Genomic DNA, 24,512 nt, shown 5'->3' on the forward strand with positions numbered 1-24,512 from the left:
TTACCGCAGTCACACAACAGAAGTAAAGAGTTGCCTCATCATCACGGCGCGGAGGGTGGGCCGACAGGGGTGGTCACGTACCCTGAGCTTGTGTCGGCTATGAGTTCGCTGGGAAAGCTGGTCGCGACGTGTGTCGCCGCCGGGGTGGTCGCGGCGGGATCCATGTTCCCGATAGCCGGTGCCGCCGGTCTCGCGTCCAACAAGATGGCCGACTCGTTGGCCGGGACGTCTGCGGACCTCATCAAGGGTGACCTGCCTTCGATCTCCACGGTGACCGACGCCGCCGGGACTCCTATCGCGTGGCTCTACGACCAGCAGCGCGTGCCGGTTGCGAGTGAAGACATCTCGCAGCAGATGAAGCTGGCGATCATCGCCATCGAAGACCGCAGGTTCGCTGACCACAGCGGTGTCGACTGGCGCGGCACCCTCCGTGCGGCCCTGACTAACGCGACGTCCGGGGAGGTCGAGCAGGGCGCCTCGACCATCGACCAACAGCTGGTCAAGAATTACCAGTTCCTCGTTTCCGCCGAGAACGACGCGGAGCGTCGCGCCGCCGTCGAGACCACACCAGCCCGCAAGGTCAAAGAGATCCGGATGGCGCTCACCCTGGACGCGGAATTGAGCAAAGACGCGATCCTCTCCAAGTACCTCAACCTAGTCTCGTTCGGCAACGGCACGTTCGGTGTACAGACCGCCGCGCAGACCTACTTCGGTGTCGACGCCCGGGACCTCACCGTTCCCCAGGCGGCGATGCTCGCGGGCATGGTGCAGTCCACGAGCCGGTTCAACCCGTACACCAACCCCGAGGACACCCAGCAACGTCGGGACACGGTCATCGCCACCATGGTCGAGACCGGCGCCATCACCCCGGCCGAGGGCGAGGCCTACACCGCCGAACCGCTCGGAGTGCTTGAGCGGCCCAATCCGCTGCCCCGCGGGTGCATCACCGCCGGCAGCAGTGGGTTCTTCTGCGACTACGTACTGCAGTACCTCCAGGAGAATGGTCTGACCCGCGAGATGGTGGAGCAGGGCGGCTACACCATCCGCACCACCCTCGACGAGACCGTGCAGAGCAACGTCCAGCGCGCCGTCAACACCTACGGGAACCCGACTGCCCAGGGCGTGGCCGAGGTGATGAGCGTCGTCCGCCCCGGCAAGGACTCCCACAAGGTCGTCGCAATGGCCTCCAGTCGCCAGTACGGGCTTGAACTGGGCGATAGCCAGACCGTCCAACCGCAGCCGTTCTCCCTGGTCGGCGATGGTGGAGGGTCGGTTTTCAAGGTCTTCACCGTGGCCGCCGCCATGGAGAAGGGCATGGGCACCAACACCACCCTCCCGGTGCCGAGCCGCGTCCAGATCTCCGGGTTCGGGGCGGGTGGCGCCGCCGGCTGTCCGGCCGCCCAATATTGCGTGGAGAACGCCGGCTCGTACCCCTCCGCGCTGTCGGTGACCGATGCCCTCGCCCAGTCACCCAACACGACGTTCGTCAACCTCATCAAAGACGTGGGCGTGACCCCCACCGTCGACATGGCGGTCCGGCTCGGCATGCGTTCCTTCGACCGCAAGGGCACCGCCCCCGGGGGCGACTCGATCAGCGGGTTCGTCAAGAAGAGCAACCTCGGGTCATTCACGCTCGGGCCCACCGCCGTCAACGCGCTGGAATTGTCCAACGTCGGTGCCACCATCTCGTCCGGTGGTGTCTGGTGTCCCCCCAGCCCCATCGAATCGATCACAGACCGCACGGGCGCACGCGTCGAACTGAACGAGCCGAAGTGCGAGCAAGTGGTCGAGGAGGGGCTGGCCGACACCCTCGCCGTCGCCATGTCCAAGGACGCCGTCGGCGCCGGCACGGCGGCCGCCGCCGCATCGGGGGCCGGCTGGAGTCGGCCGATGTCCGGGAAGACGGGGACCTCCGAGGCCAACCGTTCCTCGGCATTCCTGGGGTTCACCAACCACTACGCGGCGGCCGTCTACGCGTTCAACGACGGCACCACCACGACCGAGTTGTGTACCAGCCCGCTGCGCCAGTGCTCGTACGGCAACCTCTTCGGCGGTCGCGAACCCGCACAGACCTGGTTCTCGGCCTTTTCCCCGATCGCCGACGTCTACGGCCCGGTCCAGCTGCCGGAACCGGACCCCGCCTACCAGGCCGGGACCAGTGGAGCCGCCATGCCCGACGTCGAGGGCATGAGTCAGTCCGCGGCGACATCCCTGCTCACCAACGCCGGGTTCATCGTCAATTCCCAGTTCGTGTCCGGTACCGGCCGGCCGTACGGCACGGTCGTCGGCGTCGACGGCGGCACCGGGATCCCAGGATCCCAGGTCACGCTCCGCGTGTCCGATGGATCGGGAGGCAGTGGCGGGGGCGCAGCCGGAACACAGGATCAGGGCACCTCCGGCCCAGGGGCGGCGATCGGCGACCAGCCCGTCGTGATCAACGTGCCGGGCCTGGCGCCCATCACGATCTCACCACCGCGGTGACCGCCCGGGACGTCGGTAGTCTGGATGGATGCCACGCCCCTCACGGAAGACCCAGGGTTCGATGACCTCCCCCGCCCGCGCGGCGGCCGTCCTCGCCGGGACGGTCGTGGCCGGGGCCGTGTACGCCACGGGCTGGGAGCGCAACGCCTTCACCCTGCGCCGACACACCCTGCCCCTGCTCGCGGCCGGGTCGCAGCCGCTCACGATCCTCCACATCTCTGACCTGCACATGATGCCGGGCCAGAAACGCAAGCAGCAGTTCGTCGCTTCGCTGGCGGCTCTGGAGCCCGATCTGGTCGTCAATACCGGGGACAATCTCTCGGACGTCAAGGCGGTGCCGTCCGTTGTCCAGTCCCTCGGCCCGCTGCTCGCCCGGCCCGGCGCGTTCGTGTTCGGCTCCAACGACTACTTCGCCCCGGTCCCCAAGAACCCGCTGCCGTATATCGGGATCGGCCGCAAGAAGCACTCGACCATCCCACTGCCGTGGCGCGATCTCAAGGCCGCCTTCACCGAGCGGGGCTGGGTCGACGCCACCCACAAGCGCTCCGAGATCGCCGTGGACGGCCGACGCGTGCTGGTCACCGGGGTCGACGACCCCCACATCGGCCGCGACCGCTACAACGAGATCGCCGGGCCCGCCGGGCCGGCCTTCGACCTGAGGATCGGGTTGCTGCACTCGCCGGAGCCGCGAGTGCTGGACCGATTCGATGCCGATGGGTACGACCTCGCGCTTGCCGGGCACACCCACGGCGGTCAGCTCTGTCTGCCGACCGGCGCGATCGTCACCAATTGCGGGATCGACCGTTCGCGAGCGCAGGGCCTGTCCGCGTGGGGCCGGAACCTGGTTCTGCACGTCTCCGCGGGGCTCGGCACCTCGCCGTACGTTCCGGTCCGCACGTTCTGCCGCCCGGAGGCCACGCTGCTGGAACTGGTGGCCGCGCCCGGTGGCGGCGGGGAGGAATCCAAGGTGCCGGTGACCCCGCAGCGGGTGAAGGTGCCCCTGCCCGTCTGACCCGGTTTCGCGAATCCGGCGGCGGGACGCTAAAGTATCCCTCGTTGTCGACCGGGGTGTGGCGCAGCTTGGTAGCGCGCTTCGTTCGGGACGAAGAGGCCGTGGGTTCAAATCCCGCCACCCCGACAATGCGAGGGCCCGGATCACGTGAGTGTTCCGGGCCCTCGGCCATTTCGCTCCCCGCTCATCTCGATCCCCGCTCATTTCCCGCTCTGTTGGGCGTGGTGCCGCACACGTGGGGCCGGTTTTCCGGTGCACAGCAGCGCGGACTCTCCGTAGAGTCGTGTCATGACCTCCGAGACCGACGTCCAGAATGCCGCCGCAGGAGACAGTGCACCCGAACCCGGCCGGATCGTGCACCCGAACTACGGCCGGATCACCACGACCGGCGCGGGAAACGTGGCCGTCGCGGCCGAGCTTCAAAAGGTCCTCGACGGGCCGCGGGCGGATGTCCGCGAGCTCACTCGCAAATCCCTGACCTCGGACATGCTCAATCCCATCGGGCTGACCCTGGAAGAGCATCGTGACCACGTCATGGCGCAGATGAAGCGACTCTCGGACTCGGGCATGCCCGAGCTCGGGTTCCGGAAGGAGGACGGTGGTACCGGGGACACGGGTGGCGCGCTGACGTCCTTCGAGATGCTCGGGCACGTGGACCTGTCGCTCATGGTCAAGGCCGGCGTCCAGTGGGGCCTGTTCGGCGGCGCGATCGCCAACCTCGGCAACTCCGAGACCCGCAAGAAGTACATCCCCGACGTTATGTCGCTCGACCTGCTCGGCTGCTTCGCGATGACCGAGGTCGGCGGGGGCTCCGATGTGCAGAATCTGGAGACCACCGCCACGTTCGACCGTGAGACCGACGAGTTCGTCATCAACACCCCCACCCCCAGCGCGGAGAAGGCCTACATCGGCAACGCCGGACGTGACGGCCGGATGGCCGCAGTGTTCGCCCAGCTGATCACCACCGCCGACGACGGCGGAGAGCTCCGCCACGGTGTGCACTGCCTTCTGGTGCCGATCCGGGACGAGGCGGGCAACGACCTGCCGGGCGTCCGGACCACCGACCACGGCCACAAGGGCGGTCTCGACGGGGTGGACAACGGTCGCATCTGGTTCGACGACGTGCGCGTCCCCCGCGAGGCGCTGCTCGACCGCTTCGGCACCGTCGACGCCAACGGCGAGTACTCCTCCCCGATCGAGTCTGTGGGCGCCCGCTTCTTCACGATGCTCGGCACGCTCATCCGCGGACGCGTATCGGTGGGCGCGGCGGCCGGTGCGGCGGGCCGCACCGCGCTGGCGATGGCTGTGCGGTACTCACTGGTCCGCCGCCAGTTCGACCACCCGGAGACCGGCCGGGGTATCCCGCTGTTGGAATACCGCGAGCACCAGCGGCGGCTCATGCCGCGGGTCGCCCGCGCGTACGCGTACGCGTGCGCCCAAAACGCGATCATCTCCCAGCTCGACGAGTTCGAGAGGAACCCGGAGGCCTACGACGAGGTCCGCCGCCGCGAGATGGAGACCCACGCCGCGGGCATCAAAGCCACGGTCACGGCGTTCGCCAACGACACCCTCACTGAGGCACGCCTGGCCTGCGGCGGCGCCGGCTACATGGCGGAGAACCGCATCACCGAGATCCGCAAGGACTGCGACGTCTTCTCGACCTTCGAAGGCGACAACGTGGTGCTCACCCAGCTCGTCGGTAAGGAGCTCATGAGCGCCTACGCCGCAGAGTTCGGCAATATGGACCAGCGTGAGACCGTGGCGTTCGCGCTCAGCACCGCCGTCGACGTGGTGCAGGAGAAGGCCCGGACGTCCACGCTGTGGCAGAAGCTCGTCGACGCGGTGACCGACCGTGAGCACACGGACCTGCTCGACCGGGGCAATCAGCTCCAGTTGCTCGTTGATCGCGAGGAGCACCTGCTGGAGACCGTTGCCCGCCGCCTACGCAAGGCGGAGGGCCAGGACGGGTCTGCGGCGTTCAAGGTGTTCAATTCGGCTCAGGATCACCTCCTCCAGGCTGGCCGTGCGCACATGGACAGTTGGGTGTTCGCCCGCTTCGCCGAGGCCGTGGACGCGTGTGACGATCCCGAGGCGAAGGAGGTGCTGGGGATGCTGTGCGACCTGTACGTGCTGGACATCGTCGACCACGACAAGGGCTGGTTCCTCGAGCACAACCGTCTCACCACCGAGCGCACGAAGGCCGCGACGGCCGACCGTAACCGGTTGTGCACGAAGCTGGCGGGACGGGCGCGCACCTTGGTGGACGCGTTCGCGATCCCGGAATTCGTCTTTGAGGTGCCCATGCTCACCGATGGCGGCGTGGACACGATCACCGATGAGCCCGCCGACGAGTATGAGGTCGCGGGCCTGGCCGACTGAGCCGGCTGCCCACTCGACTCCTACGCGCGGGGCCGGGGCCGTCCGGCGATGCGGGCGGCCAGCAGCGAGAACACGGCGACCGCGACGAGGACGGCCGCACCGGTCCACGCGACGGCGGCGGGGCCGGCGAGCAGCACCGCGTCGAGGGCTGCGGTCGCCTGCCCGGTCGTTGTGGCGGAGGTGGCGGTGACGACCGCGGACGGTGCGCCGCCGGCGACCCACACCCACCACGCCGCGCCGGCCGAGGCAGCGGCGAGGATCGCCGCCGCGATCCGCCCGGGCCAGGGGCCGAGCACCGCGACGAGCGCGCGCCACAGGGCGGCGGAGGCGACGACGACGAGGGCGACGACACCGACGGCCGCAGTCGCCCCGGCCGCAGAGTGGACGTCGGCTGTGGCCAGCGCCCATGCGGATAGGCCCGCAGTCAGCAGGGCCAGTGCGAGGACCGACTCGGCGATCGATGAGCCGGGCCGGCGGACCAGCTGGACGAGCAGTGCTCCGAGCACGGCGGCCGCGGCGACGCCGAGGATCCCGGCGGAGGTGCGGCGCTGGGAGTCGTCGGCGGCTTCGGCGGCCTCCACCCCGGCGTCGCCCTGCTCGACGGCCAGTGCCCGTCCGGTCTTTCCGATGGATTCCTGGGTGCGGCCGGCGGAGTCCGCGACGCTGGCCGCGCCGTCGCGCAGGGCGTCGGCTCCGGTGGCGAGCTCGCCCGCTCCGCCTGCGAGTGCGCGGGCGCCGCGGGTCGCCTCGTAGACACCGTCGCGCAGGTCGGCGCCCGGGGCGGAGAGCTGCCGGGCGAGTTCGGTGGCGCCGGAGTCGAGTTGGTCGAGGTTGCTCAACGTGTTCTGGTCGAGCCCCTGGGCGGCCAGCTGGTCGCGTAGTCCGGTCAGGGCGTTGCGTGCCTGGACGACCTCGGGGGCGTCCCCCCGGAGTCGGGACAGCGCGTCTTCGATGGCGGTGGAGACCTGCCCCTGGATCACGGCGACCCCGCGGACTGCCCCGACGACCTGGCTGACGCCGCCTGCGACCTCGTCGGCTCCGGATCCGGCCTGCCCCATGCCTGCCTGCAGCTGCTCCATGCCGGTGGCCAGTTCGGCGGAGCCGTCCCGCAGTTGCCCGGCGCCGTCGGCGAGTTCGCTGGTCCCGGAGCGCAGCTGCTCCGCCCCGGCGACAGTGAACGACGAGTTGGCCGAAGCCTCAGACAGGGCCGAGCGCAGGGGCCCGCCGGCCCCCGGTGCGGTTTCCGGCTGCTGCGGGGTCGGGCCGACCACCGCCCACAGGGCGGCGAGGACCAGTGGGGCCACGAGCACCACCAGGCCCAGCAGGCGCCGGGCGAGCCCCGTGCTGGGACTGTGTTCGGCGACCGGCAGGATGTCGGTGTCCGTCGAGGGCTCCGAGGGGGTGTCCGAGGAGTTCATGGACGGATCGTAACCGGGCGAAACCGACGTTCCCGCAGGTCACTCGGCATGCCCCCGTATCGGCTGTCGGACCTGTTGATAAACTCCCCGCACACCCTCGCCCACCCTCACCACCCGTCGCGCGCAGGAAGGAGCTATGAGCCCCGTCCTCGCGATTGCTGTCACAGGCCTGGCGACGACACTCGCTTGGCCGCTCACGCGGTGGCTGGGCCGCGGCGCCGGGTGGCCTCTCGCGCTGCTGTATCTCGTCGGGGCGTTCGCGCTGTTGTCACCGCTGTCTCTGGCCCTGTCGGGGATGCCGACCGCGGTCGTGCGCATCCCTTGGGTGCCAGCCCGCGACTGGACCCTCGACCTGTTCGCGGACCCCACGGGCCTGCTGTTCGCGATGCTCGCGCTGGTGATCGGCGCGGTCGTGTTGATCTACTCGTCGTCGTATCTCTCCGACGACGGCAACCGCGGGCGCGGCGGCGGGGGCCGCCCGCAGCACTACGGTTTCTACCAGCTCATGACCCTGTTCACGGTCTCGATGCTGGGGCTCGTCCTCACCGATTCGATGGTGTTGCTCTACGTGTGCTGGGAGCTCACGTCCCTGGCGTCGTTCGCGCTGATCGCCAACTCGGGTCGCCCCGCATACGCGGCCGCTCTGCGCACCCTCACGGTGACGATCGTCGGCGGCTTGGTCCTGCTGGGCGCTCTCGTGGCCATCTGGCTGCGCACTGGTACCACGTCCATCTCTGCAGCCCTCAGCGACGACGTGTGGGCCGCGGACCCCGGATTCACCGCCGCGGTGGCGGTGGCCGTGGCGATCGCGGCTTTCACCAAGTCCGCGCAGTTCCCGTTCCACTTCTGGCTGCCCGACGCGATGGCCGCTTCGACCCCGGTGAGCGCCTACCTTCACGCCGCAGCAGTGGTCAAGGCTGGCATCTTCCTGTTGATGCGATTCTCACCCGCGTTCCACGATGTGCCGGTGTGGAACGCACTGCTCGTGTCCGTGGGTATGGGTACCGCGGTGATGGCGGCCGTGTTCGCGCTGCAGAAGACCGACCTCAAGCAACTCCTGGCCTATTCCACCGTCAGCCAACTGGGGTGGATCATCACTGCGATCGGGGTCGGGACGCAGGGGGCGCTCGCCGCGGCAGCACTCCACACCGTCGCCCACGCCCTGTTCAAGTCCGGACTGTTCATGCTGGTCGGCGTCGTGGACCACGGGGCGGGGACGCGCGATATTCGGGAGCTCGACCCGCTGTGGCGGCGCATGCCGTGGGCGTTCGGCGCCACCGTGCTCGGCGCGGGCGCCATGGCCGCCGTGCCCCCCACCCTCGGTTACGTCTCCAAGGAGTCCATGCTCATCGCGTTCGGTGACGTGGCTGGTGGACACCCGGTGGCGGTCACCGCCCTGCTCACCGCCGCGGTGATCGGAGCGATCCTCACGTTTCTCTATTGTGCGCGCATCGTGCTGGGCGGCTTCCTCGGCGTCTACCGCGACCCGGCCCGCCCGGCTGCCGACGCGGGCGAGGTCCACGAGGGCCAGGCACGCCTCTGGTTGCCTGCCGCGCTACCCGCCGCGATCGGGTTGCCTCTGGCGCTGGTGGTCTGGGTGTTCGACGTGCCGATGTCGGCGATCGCCGAGTCCGCTGCCGGGCCGTTCGGCTGGCCCCCGCACGAGCCGGGCGCCGCGGTCGCCTACGGAACCGCGCCCGCCGGGACGATCGACGACCTGACCTACGAGGCCCACTTCGCGTTGTGGCACGGGCTGACCCTCGAGGCCGGGCTCACCGCCCTCATCCTGGTGGTCGGCGTGGTGTTGGTCTGGCGGCGCGCGACGATCGACCGCGTGCTCGCGCGCGAGCTGCTGCCGTTCACCGGCGCCTCCGCGCTCGAGGGACTGATGACGGCCACCACTCGCGCCGGCCGGGCCCTGGTCCGGCCGACCGCGTCGGACTCGCCCGCCCGCCATGCCGGCGCCCTGCTAGCGGCGCTGATCGTCTACACCGTCGGGGTCGGCGGGTGGGCCTTGGTGAGCGGCGCCTCGATCCCTCCTCGCGTCGCCGGGCTCGACAGCGCGATCGACGTGATGCTGCTCCTGGTGGTCGCGGTAGCCGTGGTCGGGCTGTGTATCGCGCGCTCGCGGCTGTCCGCGGCAGTGCTGCTGTCGGCGGTCGGTATCGCCGTGACTGTCCAGATCTTCGGCCTCGGCGCGCCCGATGTCGGCCTGACCCAACTGCTGGTCGAAGCGCTCACGATCATTATGTTCGTGCTGGTCCTGCGACGTCTGCCCCGCGACTTCATCGCCGCCTCACGCCGCAGGAACACCGCCGCCCTCATCGTGGCCGCGCTCACCGGCGTCGTCGCCACCGTTGGTGTACTGGTCTTCACCGGGCGTCGGGAGCGTTCCCCGATCGGCATGTACCTGTTGGAGAACGGCCCCCGGATCACGGGCGGGAACAACGTGGTGAACACGATCCTGGTGGAGTTCCGCGCACTCGACACCCTCGGCGAGGTGGCCGTGCTGGGGGTAGCCGGCGTCGCGATCCTCGCCGTCCTCGGCTCGGTCCGGACCCCCGCCGACACCGTGGCGTCCGCCACTGATCAGGAATTGCTCCCCGGCACTGAACAGAGCACCGGATCAGCCGCGGAAGCGCTGGAGGACGCCGCCCGCAACACCGTTCCGCTGCAACTGCTGGCGCGTGGGGTGACCCCGGTCCTTGCCCTGATCTCGCTCATTCTGCTGTGGCGTGGTCACAATGAGCCCGGGGGCGGTTTCATCGCTGCTCTGGTGGCATCGTGCGCCTTCGCCCTGATCTATCTGGCCCGTGAGTCGGACCGTCCAGTCAGCCGGCCCTCGACGCCGGTCTCGCTCATCGGCGTGGGTCTGCTGCTCACGGGGCTCACCGGGATCGGTGGCTATGCGCTCGGGCAGTTCCTCGAGCCCGCCCACTGGCTCGTGGCGGGCCAGCACATTTCCAGCGCCCTCATCTTTGACCTCGGGGTGTTCGCCGCCGTTCTCGGGTTGGTCATGACCGCGTTCAACACTCTCGGTGCCGGCCGCGCCCCCACCGAGGTCGTGCCGGGCCCGGATGCGCCGAGTACCGGTCACCGCCGAGCGCGCGGCCCCGGCCGAGCCCGTCGCGGAGCTGACGCGGAGGTGGTCCGGTGACCATCGCGATCATGATCGGAGTCATCACCGCCGGCGGCGTGTACCTGATGATGCAGCGGGGCATGGTCCGCGTGGTGTTCGGCCTGTCGCTGATCAGCCATGCGGTCAACCTCGCGCTGCTCAGCTCAGGTGTGGCCGCGTGGCGGGCCGAGCCGCTCGCCGACGTGAACGGGACCGACGTGTCGGCCGACCCACTGCCTCAGGCGTTCGTCCTCACTGCGATCGTCATCACGCTCGCGGTGACGGTGTTCATGCTCGCCCTCGCCGTGGTGAGCCGCGACGACGACACCCACGTCGTTCCGCCCACCGGTGAGGACCACGCGTCGTGACCGCCCTGCTCCTGCCCTTGCTTGCCGCCATCCCGGTGATGGCCGCCGCCGTGACCGCCGTCGCACCGTCTCGACTGTTCGGACGACTCGTGGCGCTGGCAGTCCCGACGGCCACCGCGGTCGCCGGTGTCGCACTGCTGGTGCTGCACCGCTCGGACCCGGTGATCGCCACCGCTGTGGGCGGGTTCATCCCGGGCGTGGCGATCCCCTTCGTCGCCGATTCCTTCACCGCACTCATGCTCGTCACCACCGGCGTGGTGGCGCTGATGTCCCTGGTGTTCTGTTCTCAGACCGGCGAGTTCGGTCGCAGTCGCTACTTCGCCCCGCTCGCGTTGCTGCTGCTCGCCGGCGCCAACGGCGCCCTGCTCACCGGTGATTTGTTCAACCTCTTCGTCTTTGTCGAGGTCATGCTGCTGCCCTCGTACGCGCTCATCGCCATGACGGGCACGTGGCGCCGGCTCGGGGTGGGCCGATTGTTCGTGGTGATCAACCTGCTCACCTCGACACTGCTGCTCGCGGGCGTGGGTTTTGTGTACGCCACCGCCGGAAGCGTCAACCTGGCTGTGCTCGCGGGGGCCGCGATGGCCGACGGTCGGGTCGGCGCCGCGCTGGGTGTGGTGTTGATGGCCCTGTGCATCAAGGCCGGCGCAGTCCCCGTCCACGGATGGCTGCCCCGCGCCTACCCCGGCACCTCCGCAGGCGTGATGGCGCTGTTCTCCGCGCTGCACACGAAGGTGGCGCTCTACGCGATCATCCGGATCTGGGCGACCGCGTTCGACCTCGACCCCGCGTGGGGCCGCGTGATGCTTGTAGTGGCGCTGGTGACCACACTGTGGGGCGCCGTCGCCTCGGCAGCCCCCGACGGCGCCCGCGAGATCCTCGCCTGGCAGATGGTCTCCGGGGTCGGCGTCATCCTGGCCGCGCTCGCCGTCGCGCAGGCTCCCGGCGGCGCGATCGTCTACATGATCCACCACATGGTCACCATCGGGGCGTTGGTGATGCTGTTCGGTGCCGCCGAGCACGTCTATCGCAGCGGTCAACTCGGTGGGTTGTCCGGGCTGTGGTACCGCGAACGTCCCCTGGCCGTTCTGCTGGTGCTCGCCATCGCGGCCCTGGTGGGACTGCCGCCCACCTCGGGACTGATCGGCAAACTGGAGGTCATCACCGCCGCCCTCGGGACGGGCGGCCCGTGGGGGGTCGTCACCGTCGTCGTCGTCCTCGCAGCCTCCCTCATCGGGCTCGTGGCGATGCTCCGCCTGTGGCGCGGCACGATGTGGGGCGGGCCGAACCACCCTGCTGGTGACGCCGACCGGATCGACGAGGCCGCGCCGACGGACGACGACGAGTCCCCCTGGACGCTGCGCGTGCCGGCGCGCATGCTCGTTCCCGGTGGCGCACTCACGGCCGTGTCGGTGGCGTTGTTCCTGGGATACGGAGCGGTCGCCCCAGAGATGGACCGCGCGGTGGCCGGCCTCGTCGACACCGGCGCGTACGTCTCAGCCGTGCTCGACGGTCCGGACGCGATGACAGCCTCCACGATCGGGGGAGGCTCGTGATCCGCCGCGTGCTCCGCGCCCCGCTCGTCCTGGGCTGGCTGCTGTGGAATGTCGTGCTCTCCTCGTGGGCGCTGGCCAAGGAGGCGTTGACTCCCGGACCGATCGGGACGCCGGTCTTGGTGCGATACCCCATGCGCTGCCGCACCGACGTCGAGATCACGGCCCTGGCCTGGGCGATCACAGTGACTCCCGGCACACTGGTGACCGTCATCGGTGATGACGAGTTGTGGGTCCACGTGGTGATGGGCGGCCCCCGGGAGGAGATGATCGAGTTGCTGGGTCACACCGAGGACCGGATCCTCTCCGTACTGCGGGGGGATGAGAGATGAGCCCACTCCTGACGGGGCTACTGGCCGTGTCGACCGTGATCGTCGTGGCGAGCATGGTGGTGGCGGCGGTCCGCGCGGTACGCGGGCCGGGCGACGCCAACCGTGCCGTCATGGCCGACCTGAGCTACTTCTGCGCCGTGGCACTGTTCGTGCTCTTCGTGATCCGCCGGGGATCCACGGTGGCTCTGGACGTGGTCATGCTCGGTTCGCTCATCGGTGTGCTCTCGACCGTCGCCCTGGCGAGGCTGCTCTCGCGTGGGCGCCGGTGACGTCAGTGGAGGGAACGATGATCACAGACCTGCTGATCGGCGTGCCGGCGTTGCTCGGGTCGCTCTGCTTCCTGGTCGCCGCGGTGACCATGTTCCGGGCCGGGGACGCACTCACCCGCATCAATATCTTGTCGGTGGCGACCGGCCTGGGGATGATGCTGTTCATCTCCTCGGCGTACGTGCATGAGCTGAGGTCCGGGTTCAGCTGGGTGGAGCTCGCAAAGGCGTTCGTGGCCCTCGGCGCGACGGTGGTGGTGACCTCGGTCGCCTCCATCACTCTGGCCCGTGCCGCCTACCGCGCCGACGGCAAGCTCGACCCATTGACGGCGTACGACGACATCGCGGAGGAGTACTGACATGCTCGAATACGGAGAGACCCGCGACGACGACCACCACGGCTCCCCTGTCACGGATCCGTCCGATGCGGAGATGACCGCCGTCGCGTTGCGCGATCCGAGCGTGGCCGCTCGCCAACTCGATATCCTCATCGCTGCCGGTGGCCTCCATGACGCCGCCGAACTGGTGTCGTCCATGCCGACCTGGTTGGTGGTCGACGTCCTCGAACGCAGCGGCGCGAAAGACCGCGCCGTCCTCTTCCGCCTGCTCCCGAAGGCCGACGCACATTTCGCGTTCCAGTCGCTCGTCCCCCCGCTGCAGTCCGAACTGATCCACGACCTGCAAGACGACCGAGTACGACAGATATTCTCCGAACTCGACCCGGACGACCGCGCGGGTCTCATCGACGAACTCCCCGCCGATGTGGCGACCCGGTTGATGCGGGACCTCTCACCCGAGGAGCAGGCACTCACCGCCGTCGTCCTCGATTACCCCGTCGGCTCGGTGGGTCGCCGCATGACTCCGCAGTTCGTCTCCACCCACCCCGACACCACAGCGGCCGAGACGCTCGAACGAGTCTCGCGCAAGATCGACGACGTTGAGACGATCTACGCCCTGCCGGTGACCGACGAGGAGCGCACACTCGTCGGGATCGTGGGGCTGCGCGCGGTGATGCGGGCGGATCCCGAGACCCCGATCCGTGAGCTGATGAACGACGCCGTGAGCGCCCGCGCACGCGAGTCGGCCGAGAAGGCGGCCCGCCGATGCTCGGGCGAGCGATTCATCGTGCTCCCGATCGTCGACAACGAGGACCGGCTTGTCGGGATCCTCACCTTCGACGACGCGCTGCGCATCCTCGAGGATGCCGACTCCGAGGACACCGCCCGGCAGGGTGGTGTCGAGCCCCTGCGGCGCCCCTACCTCTCGACGCCGCTGCGGTCGCTCGTCCGTTCTCGCGTGCTGTGGTTGCTCGTACTCGCCGTGGGCGCCGCGCTCACGGTTCAGGTTCTGGAAGTTTTCGAGTCGACACTCGAACAGGTCGTGGCGCTGTCCCTGTTCGTTCCCCTGATCATCGGCACGGGCGGTAATACCGGTAATCAGGCCGCTACCACGGTCACCCGCGCGCTGGCGTTGGGCGACGTGAGCCCCCGGGACACTTTCCGCGTGCTCTGGCAGGAAGTCCGCACCGGGTTCACCCTGGGGCTCATCCTGGGGATCGTCGCGTTCTGTGTGGCGGGGCTCGTCTACGGCATGAACTTCGGGATAGTGATCGGGCTGACCCTGCTGTCGTTGTGCACGGTCGCGGCGTCGGTCGGCGGGGTCATGCCGATGCTCGCCAAGACGTTGCGCGCCGACCCGGCCGTGTTCTCCAACCCGTTCATCTCGACCTTCGTCGATGCCACCGGCCTGGTGGTGTACTTCCTCATCGCGCGGGCGGTCCTGGGCTTGTAGACGGGCGCCGCCTGGCCGGCACTGCCGCACACCTCCTGGCGGTGGCCCGGGCCGGGTCAACACGCCGACGCCACCGCCCCTCCCTGGGGCGCGCGCCCTGAACGTACGCACTCACCCCACTTGTGCGTCGCCTTGGGACCATTCCGGACACGCACCCTCCGGGAGGGACGGGGCCGCGGGGCCGACCGATCAGCCAGAAACGCCACAGGGCCCGATCTCGCGTCGTGCGAGATCGGGCCCTGTGGCGAGCTCACTTGCTTACCGCCAGGTCAGTCCTGCAGGCGGGTGTTGCCGCGCTCAGACGCCTCGACCTTGGACTTCACGGCGGCACCGAGATCCGGGTCCACCGCGGCCCAGTAGGCGTACACGCGATCGAGCAGCTCCGTCTCGGACGGGTCGATCGCGCTCACGTGGCCGGCGATGTTGTTCTGCAGGCGCTCCCGTGCGGCATCGTCCATGACCTCGCGGTACAGGATGGTGGCCTGGGCTTGGTCGGTGTCCTCCGCGTGCGGTTCGACGTCACCGCGGAAGATCTCCGAACCCTTGGTGTCCCACTCCCCGAGGTCGTAGGCCTTGGACGGGTCGGCGGTGGGGCCGTCGATCGAATTGGGGTGGTACTCGGCTACCGCCGGATGGTTGTACTCGTACTGCATGTTGCCCTCCTTGGAGTAGGAGTTGACAGGCGACAGCGGCGAGTTCACGGGCAACTGCTGGTAGTTCGTCCCGATGCGGTAGCGCTGGATGTCCGGGTATGCGAAGACGCGGCCCAGCAGCATCTTGTCCGGCGAGAAGCCAATGCCGCGCACGATGTTGGTCGGCGCGAACGCAGCCTGCTCGATCTGCGCATGATGGTTCTGCGGATTCCGGTTCAGCGTCATGGTGCCGACCTTGCGCAGCGGGTAGTCCTTCTGCGACCAGATCTTGGTGAGGTCGAACGGGTTGTACTTGTAGGTCTCCGCCTCGTCGACCGGCATCACCTGGATGTGCAGGTCCCAGGAGGGGAACTCCCCGTTCTTGATGGACTCGAACAGGTCCTGGCGGTGGTAGTCGGCGTTCTCACCGGCCAGCGTGTCGGCCTCTTCCTGGGTGAGGAAGTCGATGCCCTGGTTGGTCTTGAAGTGGAACTTGACCCAGTGGCGGACGCCCTCGGCGTTGATCATCTGGTAGGTGTGCGAGCCGAAGCCGTCCATGTGACGCCAGGTCTTGGGGATCCCGCGGTCACCCATGAGCCACGTGACCTGGTGGGTCGTCTCGGGGCTCTTGGTCCAGAAGTCCCACTGCATCGCATGGCTGCGCAGGCCGGAGGCGTTCTTCCGGCGCTGCGAGTGGATAAAGTCCGGGAACTTGATGGCGTCGCGAATGAAGAAGATCGGCGTGTTGTTACCGACCAGGTCGTAGTTGCCCTCTTCGGTGTAGAACTTCAGGGCGAAGCCACGCGGGTCGCGCCAGGTGTCCGGGCTGCCCTTCTCCCCGGCGACGGTGGAGAAGCGGGCGAGCATGGGCGTCTTGACGCCCTTCTGGAACAGGCCGGCGCAGGTGATGTCGGAGATGTCCTCGGTGGTCTCGAACTCGCCGAAGGCGCCCGATCCCTTGGCGTGGGGAATCCGCTCGGGAACGTTCTCGCGGTTGAAGTGGGCGAGCTTCTCGATCAGGTAGAAATCGTGGAGCGGCTGGGGGCCCTGCCGACCGACCTGGGCACTGAACTCGTCGTGCGGGACGGGCACACCGCTATCGGTAGTGGTGGGCGCCTTCGGGTCGATGTGGCGAACGCCGCGATCGGCGGGATGTGTGGTCATCGGATACTCCTCGATAGTTTTGCGGTCGGGCGGGTGCACAAACAAGTGGTCTAAGTCTCAGTCTGCGACGAAGGGGCGCGCTTCGCCCGACATTCGGGACAAGTGCCCCAGTAGTTGACCTCCGCCTCGTCTATCTCGAAGCCGTGGTCACTGTCAGCAATGAGGCAGGGCGCGTGCCCGACCGCGCATTCAACGTCCTCGATGCGCCCACATTGCCGGCACACGAGATGGTGGTGATTGTCCCCCGTCCGCCGTTCGTACCGCGCCGGCGAGCCGGCGGGCTCGATGCGCCGCATGAGGCCGACGTCAGTGCACACACGCAGGGCGTCGTAGACGGTTTGCGTGGACACCGCCCCTAACCGCTCCCGGACGAGCGACGCGACGTCCTCCGCCGCGACGTGGGGACGACTGGCGACGACGGCGAGGACCGCGAGACGCGGAGAGGTCACCCTCAAACCGGCCTCGCGGAGCAGTGCTCCCTGGTCCTCTATTGCTGTCGTCATGCTCACCACAATAGCCCACATTCTGGAATCAGTCCAGAACTTGTCAGATTCCGATATGGGAGTAGCTCCGACCCAGCGCGGGGCGCATCCGCGGCCAGACGTCGCAGGTCTCGGTCGAGGCGGCATCTACACCGGGGCCTGGAGTCGACGACTAGGCTGACCCGCAACCCCGAACCAGCAGGAGGAAGCCATGTCGGAGACCGCCATCGGACCGGTCGTGTGCGGTTATGACGGCTCACAGGACTCCCGCAGGGCCGTGGCCTGGGCAGCCGCCTGGGCCCGCGACCATGACGCCCCGCTCGAGGTGATCTCCGCCGACCGCGCGGTGGGTCGCGTCGTGGCGTTCGACGAGACGGCCCGCACGAATGTCGAGGGCGCGATGCGCGAGCAACTCACCGGGCTCACCTCTGACGTCCCGACCAGCTACCGCGTTATCGCGGACAGCCCTGTCGGTGCGCTCGTCGAGGCCGGGCGGGACGCCTCGGCGATCATCGTGGGCAGCCGCGGTCTCACCGCGCGCGAGGATTTCGCGATGGGGTCGACTTCTGCCGGCGTGGTCGAGCACGCGACCTGTCCGGTCATCGTCATCACCCCGCGGACCCCGGAGAGCCCCGCCGTGGGCCCGGTCGTCTTGGCGGCCGACGGATCGGCCGCGAGCGACGCTGCCGTTGCGTTCGCCTTCGCCGAGGCCGAGCGCCGGAGCACCACCCTGCGTGCGGTCCACTCTGTCGAGGTCCCGCGGCTGCCGGGTGCGTCGCTGTTCGACCTCGACCAGTTAGCCGAGAGCGTTCTCGCCGAGGACGAGAAGGAGGTCCTCGACGCCCTCGCCCCGCACGAGGCTCGCCACCCGGACGTCACCGTCGAACTCATCCTCGTAGTCGGTGAGCCCTCCGTGACGATTTCCGACGAGGCGGCGGGGGCATCACTACTGGTCACGGGCTCGCGGGGCCACGGCGGCTTTGCCGGGCTGCTGCTGGGCTCGGTGAGCCGGCGGTTGCTGCAGACGGCGCCGTGCGCGGTCGCGGTCATCCGCCCGACCGACTGACCGACTCACCGTCCGACCGTCGCAAAGCCTGCGCCCGCGGTGTCGGCGGAGCAGGTCGGGTCGGCTAGGCGGGACCGATCCGGAGCATGCGGGTAAGGGTGGGCTGCCACATCACCCCGGGTGCGTCGCCTCGGGACGTGATCGTCCCGGTGAGCTCCATGGGCTCCTCCAGCGGGGCGTGGCCGACGAAGGTGCGGGAAAGTTCGCGGCCGGTCTCCACATCGGTCGAGATGACGTCCACCGGGCCGAACTTCTGCGCCAGTCCCTGATCGAGCACCGGGCCGGGCGACGAGCCGGGCACCGATTCGAGTCCAGGGACTGCACGCGGCGGGCCGTAGGCGAGGGCGTGGATCTGTCCGTCAGCGGTGGTGAGTTTGGGAAGGGACGCCGTGCGTTCCAGCGAGGTCCAGGCACGCGAGCACGAGCCGTCCTCGTCGACATCGATCCGTGTCATCCCGCCGGTGTACGGAGCCGACGGGGGCGCTGCGGGCCCGTCGACGGCGAACGGCGGGTACTCGAAGCCGTAGGTGTTGACCAGAACCAGCGCCCGCCCGAACGAGATGATCGAGTTCTCCGTGGCCGCGGGGCCGTTGATGAGGACCCCGTCTGCGGCAGCGGACTCGGGCCGCAAGGTCGTGGCGAACGCGGGCATCCGGCACACCTGCGTCCCATCGTCGCGGCGCAGCACGATCAGTTCGGGATGCTCCGCGTCATCGGTGATCGCCACGAACGAGTCACCGGGTCCGAAATAGGTGGGCGTGGTCCCAGACCCGTGCGCGAGCAGGCCGGGCTTCCGCGCCGGAGCCACCTCGTAGCCGTGCCTCCAGCGCACGGTCGGTGTCCCGTCTGCCGAGGAATCGATCTCGTAGAGGGCTCGGGTGGTGATCACCGACGCACCCCCGGGCCGGATCGTCAGCCCGTTGGTGATCTTCTCCCCTGCCGGTAGTGCGAAGAAGCGGAGCCCGTCGTCGTCGCCACCGGGGCGCACCGTCCCCACCACCCCGCCGGAGGTCGCGAACCACACCCGGCCGTCGAAGCCAGGCATGAGCCCGGTGATCGCGTCGCCGTCGGGCACGGCCGGGGACAGATCGGCCAGGACGTCGACCGTCATGCGCCACGGGCCGTCTGCGGTGCGCTCGTGCCCGACGGCCAGCAGTCTGCGATTGCCGTCCGCGACCACCACGCGGTCACGGTCGTCGAGGTAGCCGTACACGCCGCCGAGCAAAGCACCCTTGGCCAACTGCACCTCCGCCAGTACCGCCGCGGTGTCCGGATGGAAGAGCTTGACCGTCGGCGCGAGCGGGGTCGGCGGGTTGAGTCCGACGTACGAGGTGCACAGGGCGACCGGCATGCCGTCGGCGCCGACAAACACGGTCGAACAGGTCGCCCCGGTCAGCGCGGAGGCGATTGCCGGGTTCATGCCGGGACCGCGCCCGGGCAGCGTGTCGGTCGCGGCGGCATCGCCGTGGACCGTGGCCGTGCCGGCGGGCCCGAGACCCGGCGGTGCAACATCTCGCGCCACGACCACGGGGGCTTGGAGTGCGGAGAGGCCCGCGGCGAGGGCAATCGCCGCAGACGCTGCCGCCCTGAGTCGTTTGACTGTTCCCATAGGAGCGATTTCATCACCCCAGGGGCCGGTGGGACCCTGAGTTCGCAACTTTCGGAGTCCCCGCGCCGGAGCGAACGCCCGTTCGCTCCGGTCAGCGACGCCCGTGATTCGTCGTAGGGCGCGGCTCCCAGGTTGCGAGCGCCCAGATCACCACGATATCCAGGGCGATGATCAGGATCGCCCACCATGGGAAGTAAGGGAGCCACAGGAAGTTCGCGATGATCGACACGCCTGCTATTCCGATCGCCACCACTCGGGCCCACGTCGCCCCACTGAACAAACCGAGCGCGGAAAGCACGACTAGGATCCCGACGATCACATGCACCCACCCCCAGCCGGTCAGGCTGAAGCTGTAGATGTACTGGACTCCGACTATGAAGAGGTCATCCTTCAGCAGTGCTGCGATGCCCTGGAGGATGAGAGCGGCGCCTGAAACCAGAAGCAGTATTGCGGCCGCCAGGGTCGCCGCCCCTGCGCCGCCACTGAATCTCACCTCCTGATCCACGTCGGTTCGATGCTCTGCTGTTGTGGCCATGGCGATCTCCTTATAAACGAGCGCTGGCCACAGGCAGCGGTACCGATGGACGAATCAACACTGGCTTCAGATGGTAGACGACGGTGTGGACGCCGTCTATATCATAATTCTGTGCCTTTTCTCAAATGGCCTCGCGCCGCCTACGCGCCGAAGCATCGAATAGAACCGGAAACGCACAGGTAAGCTCAACTCCGGAACTGTCGCCTGCTTTGGCAGTCCACCCCCGAACCCCAAATGTTTACCCCATTGTCTTCGGCGTACCCGTGCCATAGCATCAGCAGGACCACTCACCGGGGGGTCCCCATGAACGATGCAACCGACCGCCAGCGATCCGTCCTACCCATTCCGGACCGCCCTTATCTTGGACATGTGACCTACGACGCGAAGGACCCTGACACCTCCTTCCCGCCCATAACGCCCGTGCTCCCCCCTGGCACCGCCCCGAATGTTCTGGTAGTCCTGCTTGACGACGTCGGTTTCGGCGCGAGCAGTGCGTTCGGTGGCCCTATCAACACCCCCACGGCTGAACGCCTCCACCGGGGCGGACTCGCCTACAACAGGTTCCATACGACTGCCCTGTGCGCGCCCACCAGGGCAGCCCTGCTCAGTGGCCGCAACCACCATTCGGTCGGCATGGGCATGATCACCGAAACCGCGACCTCGGCGCCCGGCTCATCAGGACTGCGCCCCAACACCAAGGCGACCTTGGCCGAGACACTCAAGCTCAACGGCTATTCGACAGCTCAATTCGGCAAGTGCCACGAAGTCCCGCCCTGGCAGACCTCGCCGGTAGGGCCGTTTGACGCGTGGCCCACCGGCGGCGGAGGGTTCGAGTATTTCTACGGTTTCATCGGCGGCGAGAATAACCAGTATTACCCCGCGCTCTATGAGGGAACCACTCCAATCGAGGCCGAGAAGGGCCCCGAAGACGGCTATCACCTGACCGAGGATCTTGCCGATAAGGCCATCGACTGGGTGCGTACCCAGAAGGCGCTGGCGCCGAAAAAACCGTTCTTCGTGTACTTCGCTCCCGGGGCAACCCATGCGCCGCACCACGTTCCCACAGAATGGTCGGACAGATATACCGGGCGATTTGCCAACGGCTGGGATGCCCAGCGCGAAGCGACACTTGCTCGGCAACGCGACAAAGGAATCGCCCCTGCGGATGCCGAGCTCACACCGCGTCCTGCTGCCATTCCGGCGTGGAGCGACATGAGCGAGGAGCTCAAGCCAGTGCTCGAGCGCCAGATGGAGGTGTACGCGGGGTTTCTCGAGCACACTGACTTTCACGTGGGTCGCGTGGTCGACGCGATCGATGCCCTCGGCGCTCTCGACAACACGCTCATCTACTACATCATCGGCGACAATGGAGCCTCTGCCGAGGGCACCGTCAACGGAGCCTTCAACGAGATGGCCAACTTCAATGGCCTCGCGGCCATCGAGACCCCCGAATTCCTGGCAGAGGTTAACCACAAACTCGGCACCCCCGAGGCATATAACCACTACTCCGTCGGGTGGGCATGGGCGATGTGCGCCCCGTTCCAGTGGACGAAACAGGTCGCGTCCCACTGGGGTGGCACCCGCAACGGGGCCATCGTCCACTGGCCGTCCGGTATTACTCACAGCGGCGAGATCCGATCGCAATTTGCCCACGTCATAGACGTGGCGCCCACAGTCCTCGAAGCCGCAGGTCTACCCGAGCCGACCTTCGTCAACGGCATCCAGCAGTCGCCGATCGAGGGCAACAGCATGGTTTACAGCTTCAATGATCCGGACGCACCGGAGCGTCATGATCTGCAGTACTTCGAGATGGCAGGCAATCGGGGGGTCTATTACAAGGGGTGGAGTGCCGTGACCCGCCACAGCACGCCATGGCTCCCCAACGAGAAGCTGCCCGAACTCGACGATGACGTCTGGGAGCTCTACGACGGGTCTGTCGACTGGACCCAGTCGACAGACCTAGCCGCGGAGATGCCTGACAGGCTCGCGGCGTTGCAGCGACTGTGGCTCATCGAGGCGGTGAAGTACAACGTTCTACCCATCGACGATCGACGCTTCGAACGGCTCAATGCCACGATCGCGGGCCGGCCGCAGCTCGTGACCGGCACGTCCCAAGTGTTATTTCCCGGAATGAAGCGCCTTAGCGAGAACAGCGTCATCGACATCAAGAATCGATCGTTCTCCGTCACGGCGGCGATCGATCCCCCACGGGACGCAGTCGCCAACGGGGTTCTCATCGCCCAGGGCGGGCGCTTCGGAGGGTGGGCGCTGTACATCCGGGAAGGACGCGCAAAGTTCGTCTACAACCTGCTCGGCATGCGCGAGTTCGTCGTAGCGGCGACGGAGGACCTTCCCGAAGCTAGCGTGCAAATTCAAGCGTCATTCACCTATGACGGAGGTGGGCTCGCCAAGGGCGGCGATGTAATGCTCTACTACGACGGGCGGCCAGTGGGATCGGGACGCGTCGAGCAGACTCAACCGATGGTCTTCTCCGCCGAAGAGACAACAGACATCGGCGACGACTACGGGATGCCGGTGTCTACCGACTACGGCGAAGCATCCAAATTCAACGGACGCATAGATGTGGTGCAGATCGACGTCGGCCAGGACGATCACTCACACCTGATCGACCCGGCGGAAATCGCTCGCGTCGCCGCTTCGCGGCAGTAGGCGTCCCCGACTATCGAGTCGGGCTCCGGGTCTGTAGCGCCCGGAGCCAAAACAACTCAAGCGCGGCGACGGCGCGGGCCCGCGGGCCTACTTGCGGCTCCTGCGGTTGGTGAGCACCCCTACGAGCCAGCCGACGAGAAACACGAGCAACAGGAGAACCCACGCGGGCCCGGTGACCTGCACACCAAAGAGGTTGATCGGGATCTCGCCGCGGTTCATGAGGACGAAGACTATCGCCAGAATCGCGATGATGAGACCGGCCCATTGGCGGGGACTGACTCTGGCCACAATCTTGGTCACGACGGCGTTCCCCTCTTGACGGGCTGGCGCTTCGGCTGCAAGTGCCACGGCCCCTTGGCCTCGAGCTTACGCCGGGTGCGGACTCCGCTATCAGTGTGGCATCTGTCGCACGGCCTTGCCGGTCATTGACCGCTATCCGCGCCATCCCGATCCCTGTCTACCCGCCTTTCTGGCTCCCTGGCTTCATGAACAAGGTGGCCGCTGGATCATTCATGACTGCCGCCTGAATGCGGGTACGAGCTGTCCGCCAGCTCCTGGGCGAGGAAAAGCTAGTCGTGATTCAATCCGCCCGCTTCGAGGCGCCGCCACGCTCGCTCGCGCTGCGGGCCGGACCCGTCATGAGACCATGGGCTCCACCGGGGGCAGATGAGGAGATCGAGCTGATGAGCGCACGCACGTCGCGCGCGGGGGCTGCCCGGATCGTCGGCGAACTCCTGCTCACCGTCGCGGCGGTCCTGCTGCTGTACGCGTTCTACGAGGCGTTCTGGACAAACCTGGCCGCCGGGCGCCTGCAGGCCGAGGCTGCCGCCGGCCTCGAGGAACGGTGGGGCGACGATCCCGCCGCCGTAGCGACGGGTGAACCGATACCGCCGCCCGTTCCGCCGCTCGGTGAGCCGTTCGCCCGCGTCCATCTGCCATCACTCGGTGAGGGCGCGGTCTACGTGGCAGTGGAGGGCGTCCGGGCCGAGGACCTACGCACCGGGCCCGGCCACTACCCGGGGACCCAGATGCCCGGGGAGCCCGGCAACGCCGCACTTGCCGGGCACCGCAACGGCTCGGGCGCGGTCTTCGAACATCTCGACCGGTTGAACTCGTGCGACGCGATCGTCGTCGAGACCGAGACGCAGTGGCAGACCTACCGTCTCCTGCCGGTGGAGGGGGGCGGCGAGGAACGACTGGCCGCCGCGCGAGACTGCCTCACCCCGCATCAGGTCGACCGCGTCACCTCCGGCGACTACGCCCACATGACGGGCCGACACATCACGACTCCGGGCGACGTCGGCGTGATCGCGCCCGTGCCCGGGAGCGCCGACATCGCTGAAGCCCCCGAGCGGCTGCTCACCCTGACGACCTGCCACCCGATGTACTCAAACGCCGAGCGGCTCATCGTGCACGCCGCCCTGGTGGAGACCATCTCGAAGACCGCCGGCCTGCCGGCCGCCCTGGAGGAGTGAGACAATGTACGCCTACTTCTGGCGATCGCTACCCGGCCCTCGGCCGGTCAAGATCCTGCTCGTCCTCATCTTGGTGACGGCGGTGTTCCTGATTCTCATGGAGGTCGTGTTCCCGTGGGTGGCGGCACAACTGCCGCACACCGACGTCACCGTGTAGGAGT

At 68.1% G+C, this 24,512-nt stretch carries 20 protein-coding genes and 1 tRNA gene; 15 read left to right on the forward strand and 6 right to left on the reverse strand.

The features are described from left to right. Positions 1-99: 99 nt before the first annotated feature. From FQ137_RS00830 to FQ137_RS00845, 4 genes are all read left to right on the forward strand, one after another. Positions 100-2,481: a transglycosylase domain-containing protein gene (locus tag FQ137_RS00830; RefSeq protein ID WP_149290711.1), complete on the forward strand. Its 2,382-nt coding sequence runs from the start codon at positions 100-102 to the stop codon at positions 2,479-2,481. A 28-nt stretch (positions 2,482-2,509) separates the two neighbouring features. Next, positions 2,510-3,493, forward strand: a complete 984-nt coding sequence (locus tag FQ137_RS00835) for a metallophosphoesterase (RefSeq protein ID WP_149290712.1) — start codon at positions 2,510-2,512, stop codon at positions 3,491-3,493. Positions 3,494-3,545: 52 nt separating this feature from the next. Continuing rightward, positions 3,546-3,619, forward strand: a tRNA-Pro gene (locus FQ137_RS00840). Between the two features lie 162 nt (positions 3,620-3,781). Continuing rightward, positions 3,782-5,872 carry an acyl-CoA dehydrogenase gene (locus FQ137_RS00845; protein ID WP_149290713.1) on the forward strand — a complete coding sequence of 697 codons (2,091 nt, stop codon included), beginning with the start codon at positions 3,782-3,784 and terminating at the stop codon, positions 5,870-5,872. Between the two features lie 20 nt (positions 5,873-5,892). On the opposite strand, the gene FQ137_RS00850 is transcribed toward FQ137_RS00845, so the two are convergent. Continuing rightward, positions 5,893-7,290, reverse strand: coding sequence for a hypothetical protein (locus FQ137_RS00850; RefSeq protein WP_149290714.1), 1,398 nt, complete (start codon positions 7,288-7,290; stop codon positions 5,893-5,895). Between the two features lie 136 nt (positions 7,291-7,426). On the opposite strand from FQ137_RS00850, the gene mbhE reads away from it, so the two are divergent. From mbhE to mgtE, 7 genes are all read left to right on the forward strand, one after another. After that, positions 7,427-10,447: a hydrogen gas-evolving membrane-bound hydrogenase subunit E gene (gene mbhE, locus FQ137_RS00855; RefSeq protein WP_149290715.1), complete on the forward strand. Its 3,021-nt coding sequence runs from the start codon at positions 7,427-7,429 to the stop codon at positions 10,445-10,447. After that, entirely contained in the window at positions 10,444-10,776 is a 333-nt protein-coding gene (locus FQ137_RS00860; RefSeq protein WP_149290716.1) for a sodium:proton antiporter, read from the forward strand. The genes mbhE and FQ137_RS00860 overlap by 4 nt, the downstream gene beginning before the upstream one ends. Continuing rightward, positions 10,773-12,332, forward strand: a complete 1,560-nt coding sequence (locus tag FQ137_RS00865; RefSeq protein ID WP_223146481.1) for a proton-conducting transporter membrane subunit — start codon at positions 10,773-10,775, stop codon at positions 12,330-12,332. The genes FQ137_RS00860 and FQ137_RS00865 overlap by 4 nt, the downstream gene beginning before the upstream one ends. Continuing rightward, a complete protein-coding gene (locus FQ137_RS00870; RefSeq protein ID WP_188064703.1) occupies positions 12,329-12,661 on the forward strand; it encodes a Na+/H+ antiporter subunit E in 333 nt (110 codons plus the stop codon). The genes FQ137_RS00865 and FQ137_RS00870 overlap by 4 nt, the downstream gene beginning before the upstream one ends. Further along, positions 12,658-12,930, forward strand: coding sequence for a monovalent cation/H+ antiporter complex subunit F (locus FQ137_RS00875; protein WP_149290718.1), 273 nt, complete (start codon positions 12,658-12,660; stop codon positions 12,928-12,930). Before FQ137_RS00870 ends, FQ137_RS00875 begins: the two co-directional genes overlap by 4 nt. 17 nt (positions 12,931-12,947) lie before the next feature. Next, positions 12,948-13,286: a monovalent cation/H(+) antiporter subunit G gene (locus tag FQ137_RS00880; RefSeq protein WP_149290719.1), complete on the forward strand. Its 339-nt coding sequence runs from the start codon at positions 12,948-12,950 to the stop codon at positions 13,284-13,286. 73 nt (positions 13,287-13,359) lie between these two features. Further along, positions 13,360-14,718, forward strand: a complete 1,359-nt coding sequence (gene mgtE / locus FQ137_RS00885) for a magnesium transporter (RefSeq protein WP_370452367.1) — start codon at positions 13,360-13,362, stop codon at positions 14,716-14,718. A gap of 269 nt (positions 14,719-14,987) precedes the next feature. Here the strand turns inward: mgtE and FQ137_RS00890 are convergent, their stop codons facing one another. Beyond that, complete coding sequence (locus FQ137_RS00890) at positions 14,988-16,514, reverse strand: catalase (RefSeq protein ID WP_149290721.1); 1,527 nt, start codon at positions 16,512-16,514, stop codon at positions 14,988-14,990. Between the two features lie 50 nt (positions 16,515-16,564). Further along, positions 16,565-17,017: a Fur family transcriptional regulator gene (locus tag FQ137_RS00895; RefSeq protein ID WP_149290722.1), complete on the reverse strand. Its 453-nt coding sequence runs from the start codon at positions 17,015-17,017 to the stop codon at positions 16,565-16,567. A gap of 190 nt (positions 17,018-17,207) precedes the next feature. Here FQ137_RS00895 and FQ137_RS00900 point away from each other — a divergent pair, with 190 nt between their 5' ends. Beyond that, complete coding sequence (locus FQ137_RS00900) at positions 17,208-18,062, forward strand: universal stress protein (RefSeq protein ID WP_149290723.1); 855 nt, start codon at positions 17,208-17,210, stop codon at positions 18,060-18,062. 64 nt (positions 18,063-18,126) lie between these two features. On the opposite strand, the gene FQ137_RS00905 is transcribed toward FQ137_RS00900, so the two are convergent. Both FQ137_RS00905 and FQ137_RS00910 read right to left on the reverse strand, forming a co-directional pair. Next, positions 18,127-19,671, reverse strand: a complete 1,545-nt coding sequence (locus FQ137_RS00905; RefSeq protein ID WP_255583293.1) for a hypothetical protein — start codon at positions 19,669-19,671, stop codon at positions 18,127-18,129. A 91-nt stretch (positions 19,672-19,762) separates the two neighbouring features. Next, on the reverse strand, positions 19,763-20,206 hold the full coding sequence (locus FQ137_RS00910) for a hypothetical protein (RefSeq protein WP_149290724.1): 444 nt from the start codon (positions 20,204-20,206) through the stop codon (positions 19,763-19,765). Positions 20,207-20,509: 303 nt separating this feature from the next. On the opposite strand from FQ137_RS00910, the gene FQ137_RS00915 reads away from it, so the two are divergent. Beyond that, positions 20,510-22,876: an arylsulfatase gene (locus FQ137_RS00915; RefSeq protein WP_149290725.1), complete on the forward strand. Its 2,367-nt coding sequence runs from the start codon at positions 20,510-20,512 to the stop codon at positions 22,874-22,876. Positions 22,877-22,963: 87 nt separating this feature from the next. Here the strand turns inward: FQ137_RS00915 and FQ137_RS00920 are convergent, their stop codons facing one another. After that, positions 22,964-23,176, reverse strand: a complete 213-nt coding sequence (locus tag FQ137_RS00920; RefSeq protein ID WP_149290726.1) for a hypothetical protein — start codon at positions 23,174-23,176, stop codon at positions 22,964-22,966. Positions 23,177-23,559: 383 nt separating this feature from the next. Between FQ137_RS00920 and FQ137_RS00925 the strand changes: the two genes are divergently transcribed. Beyond that, positions 23,560-24,351, forward strand: coding sequence for a class E sortase (locus tag FQ137_RS00925; protein ID WP_149290727.1), 792 nt, complete (start codon positions 23,560-23,562; stop codon positions 24,349-24,351). A gap of 4 nt (positions 24,352-24,355) precedes the next feature. After that, positions 24,356-24,508 (forward strand): hypothetical protein, encoded by a 153-nt coding sequence (locus FQ137_RS15280; RefSeq protein ID WP_188064705.1) that lies wholly within the window; start codon positions 24,356-24,358, stop codon positions 24,506-24,508. Positions 24,509-24,512 lie beyond the last annotated feature (4 nt).

Source organism: Dietzia sp. ANT_WB102 (assembly GCF_008369165.1).
GTDB lineage: Bacteria > Actinomycetota > Actinomycetes > Mycobacteriales > Mycobacteriaceae > Dietzia.

Bases quoted from the DNA above. Each gene is read 5' to 3' on its own strand.
- FQ137_RS00915 (WP_149290725.1), top strand. From the start codon at position 20,510: ATGAACGATGCAACCGACCGCCAGCGATCCGTCCTACCCATTCCGGAC.
- FQ137_RS00880 (WP_149290719.1), top strand. From the start codon at position 12,948: ATGATCACAGACCTGCTGATCGGCGTGCCGGCGTTGCTCGGGTCGCTC.
- FQ137_RS15280 (WP_188064705.1), top strand. From the start codon at position 24,356: ATGTACGCCTACTTCTGGCGATCGCTACCCGGCCCTCGGCCGGTCAAG.
- FQ137_RS00905 (WP_255583293.1), bottom strand. From the start codon at position 19,671: ATGGGAACAGTCAAACGACTCAGGGCGGCAGCGTCTGCGGCGATTGCC.
- FQ137_RS00850 (WP_149290714.1), bottom strand. From the start codon at position 7,290: ATGAACTCCTCGGACACCCCCTCGGAGCCCTCGACGGACACCGACATC.
- FQ137_RS00925 (WP_149290727.1), top strand. From the start codon at position 23,560: ATGAGCGCACGCACGTCGCGCGCGGGGGCTGCCCGGATCGTCGGCGAA.
- FQ137_RS00900 (WP_149290723.1), top strand. From the start codon at position 17,208: ATGTCGGAGACCGCCATCGGACCGGTCGTGTGCGGTTATGACGGCTCA.
- FQ137_RS00910 (WP_149290724.1), bottom strand. From the start codon at position 20,206: ATGGCCACAACAGCAGAGCATCGAACCGACGTGGATCAGGAGGTGAGA.
- FQ137_RS00830 (WP_149290711.1), top strand. From the start codon at position 100: ATGAGTTCGCTGGGAAAGCTGGTCGCGACGTGTGTCGCCGCCGGGGTG.
- FQ137_RS00875 (WP_149290718.1), top strand. From the start codon at position 12,658: ATGAGCCCACTCCTGACGGGGCTACTGGCCGTGTCGACCGTGATCGTC.
- FQ137_RS00845 (WP_149290713.1), top strand. From the start codon at position 3,782: ATGACCTCCGAGACCGACGTCCAGAATGCCGCCGCAGGAGACAGTGCA.
- FQ137_RS00835 (WP_149290712.1), top strand. From the start codon at position 2,510: ATGCCACGCCCCTCACGGAAGACCCAGGGTTCGATGACCTCCCCCGCC.
- FQ137_RS00895 (WP_149290722.1), bottom strand. From the start codon at position 17,017: ATGACGACAGCAATAGAGGACCAGGGAGCACTGCTCCGCGAGGCCGGT.
- mbhE (WP_149290715.1), top strand. From the start codon at position 7,427: ATGAGCCCCGTCCTCGCGATTGCTGTCACAGGCCTGGCGACGACACTC.
- mgtE (WP_370452367.1), top strand. From the start codon at position 13,360: ATGACCGCCGTCGCGTTGCGCGATCCGAGCGTGGCCGCTCGCCAACTC.
- FQ137_RS00890 (WP_149290721.1), bottom strand. From the start codon at position 16,514: ATGACCACACATCCCGCCGATCGCGGCGTTCGCCACATCGACCCGAAG.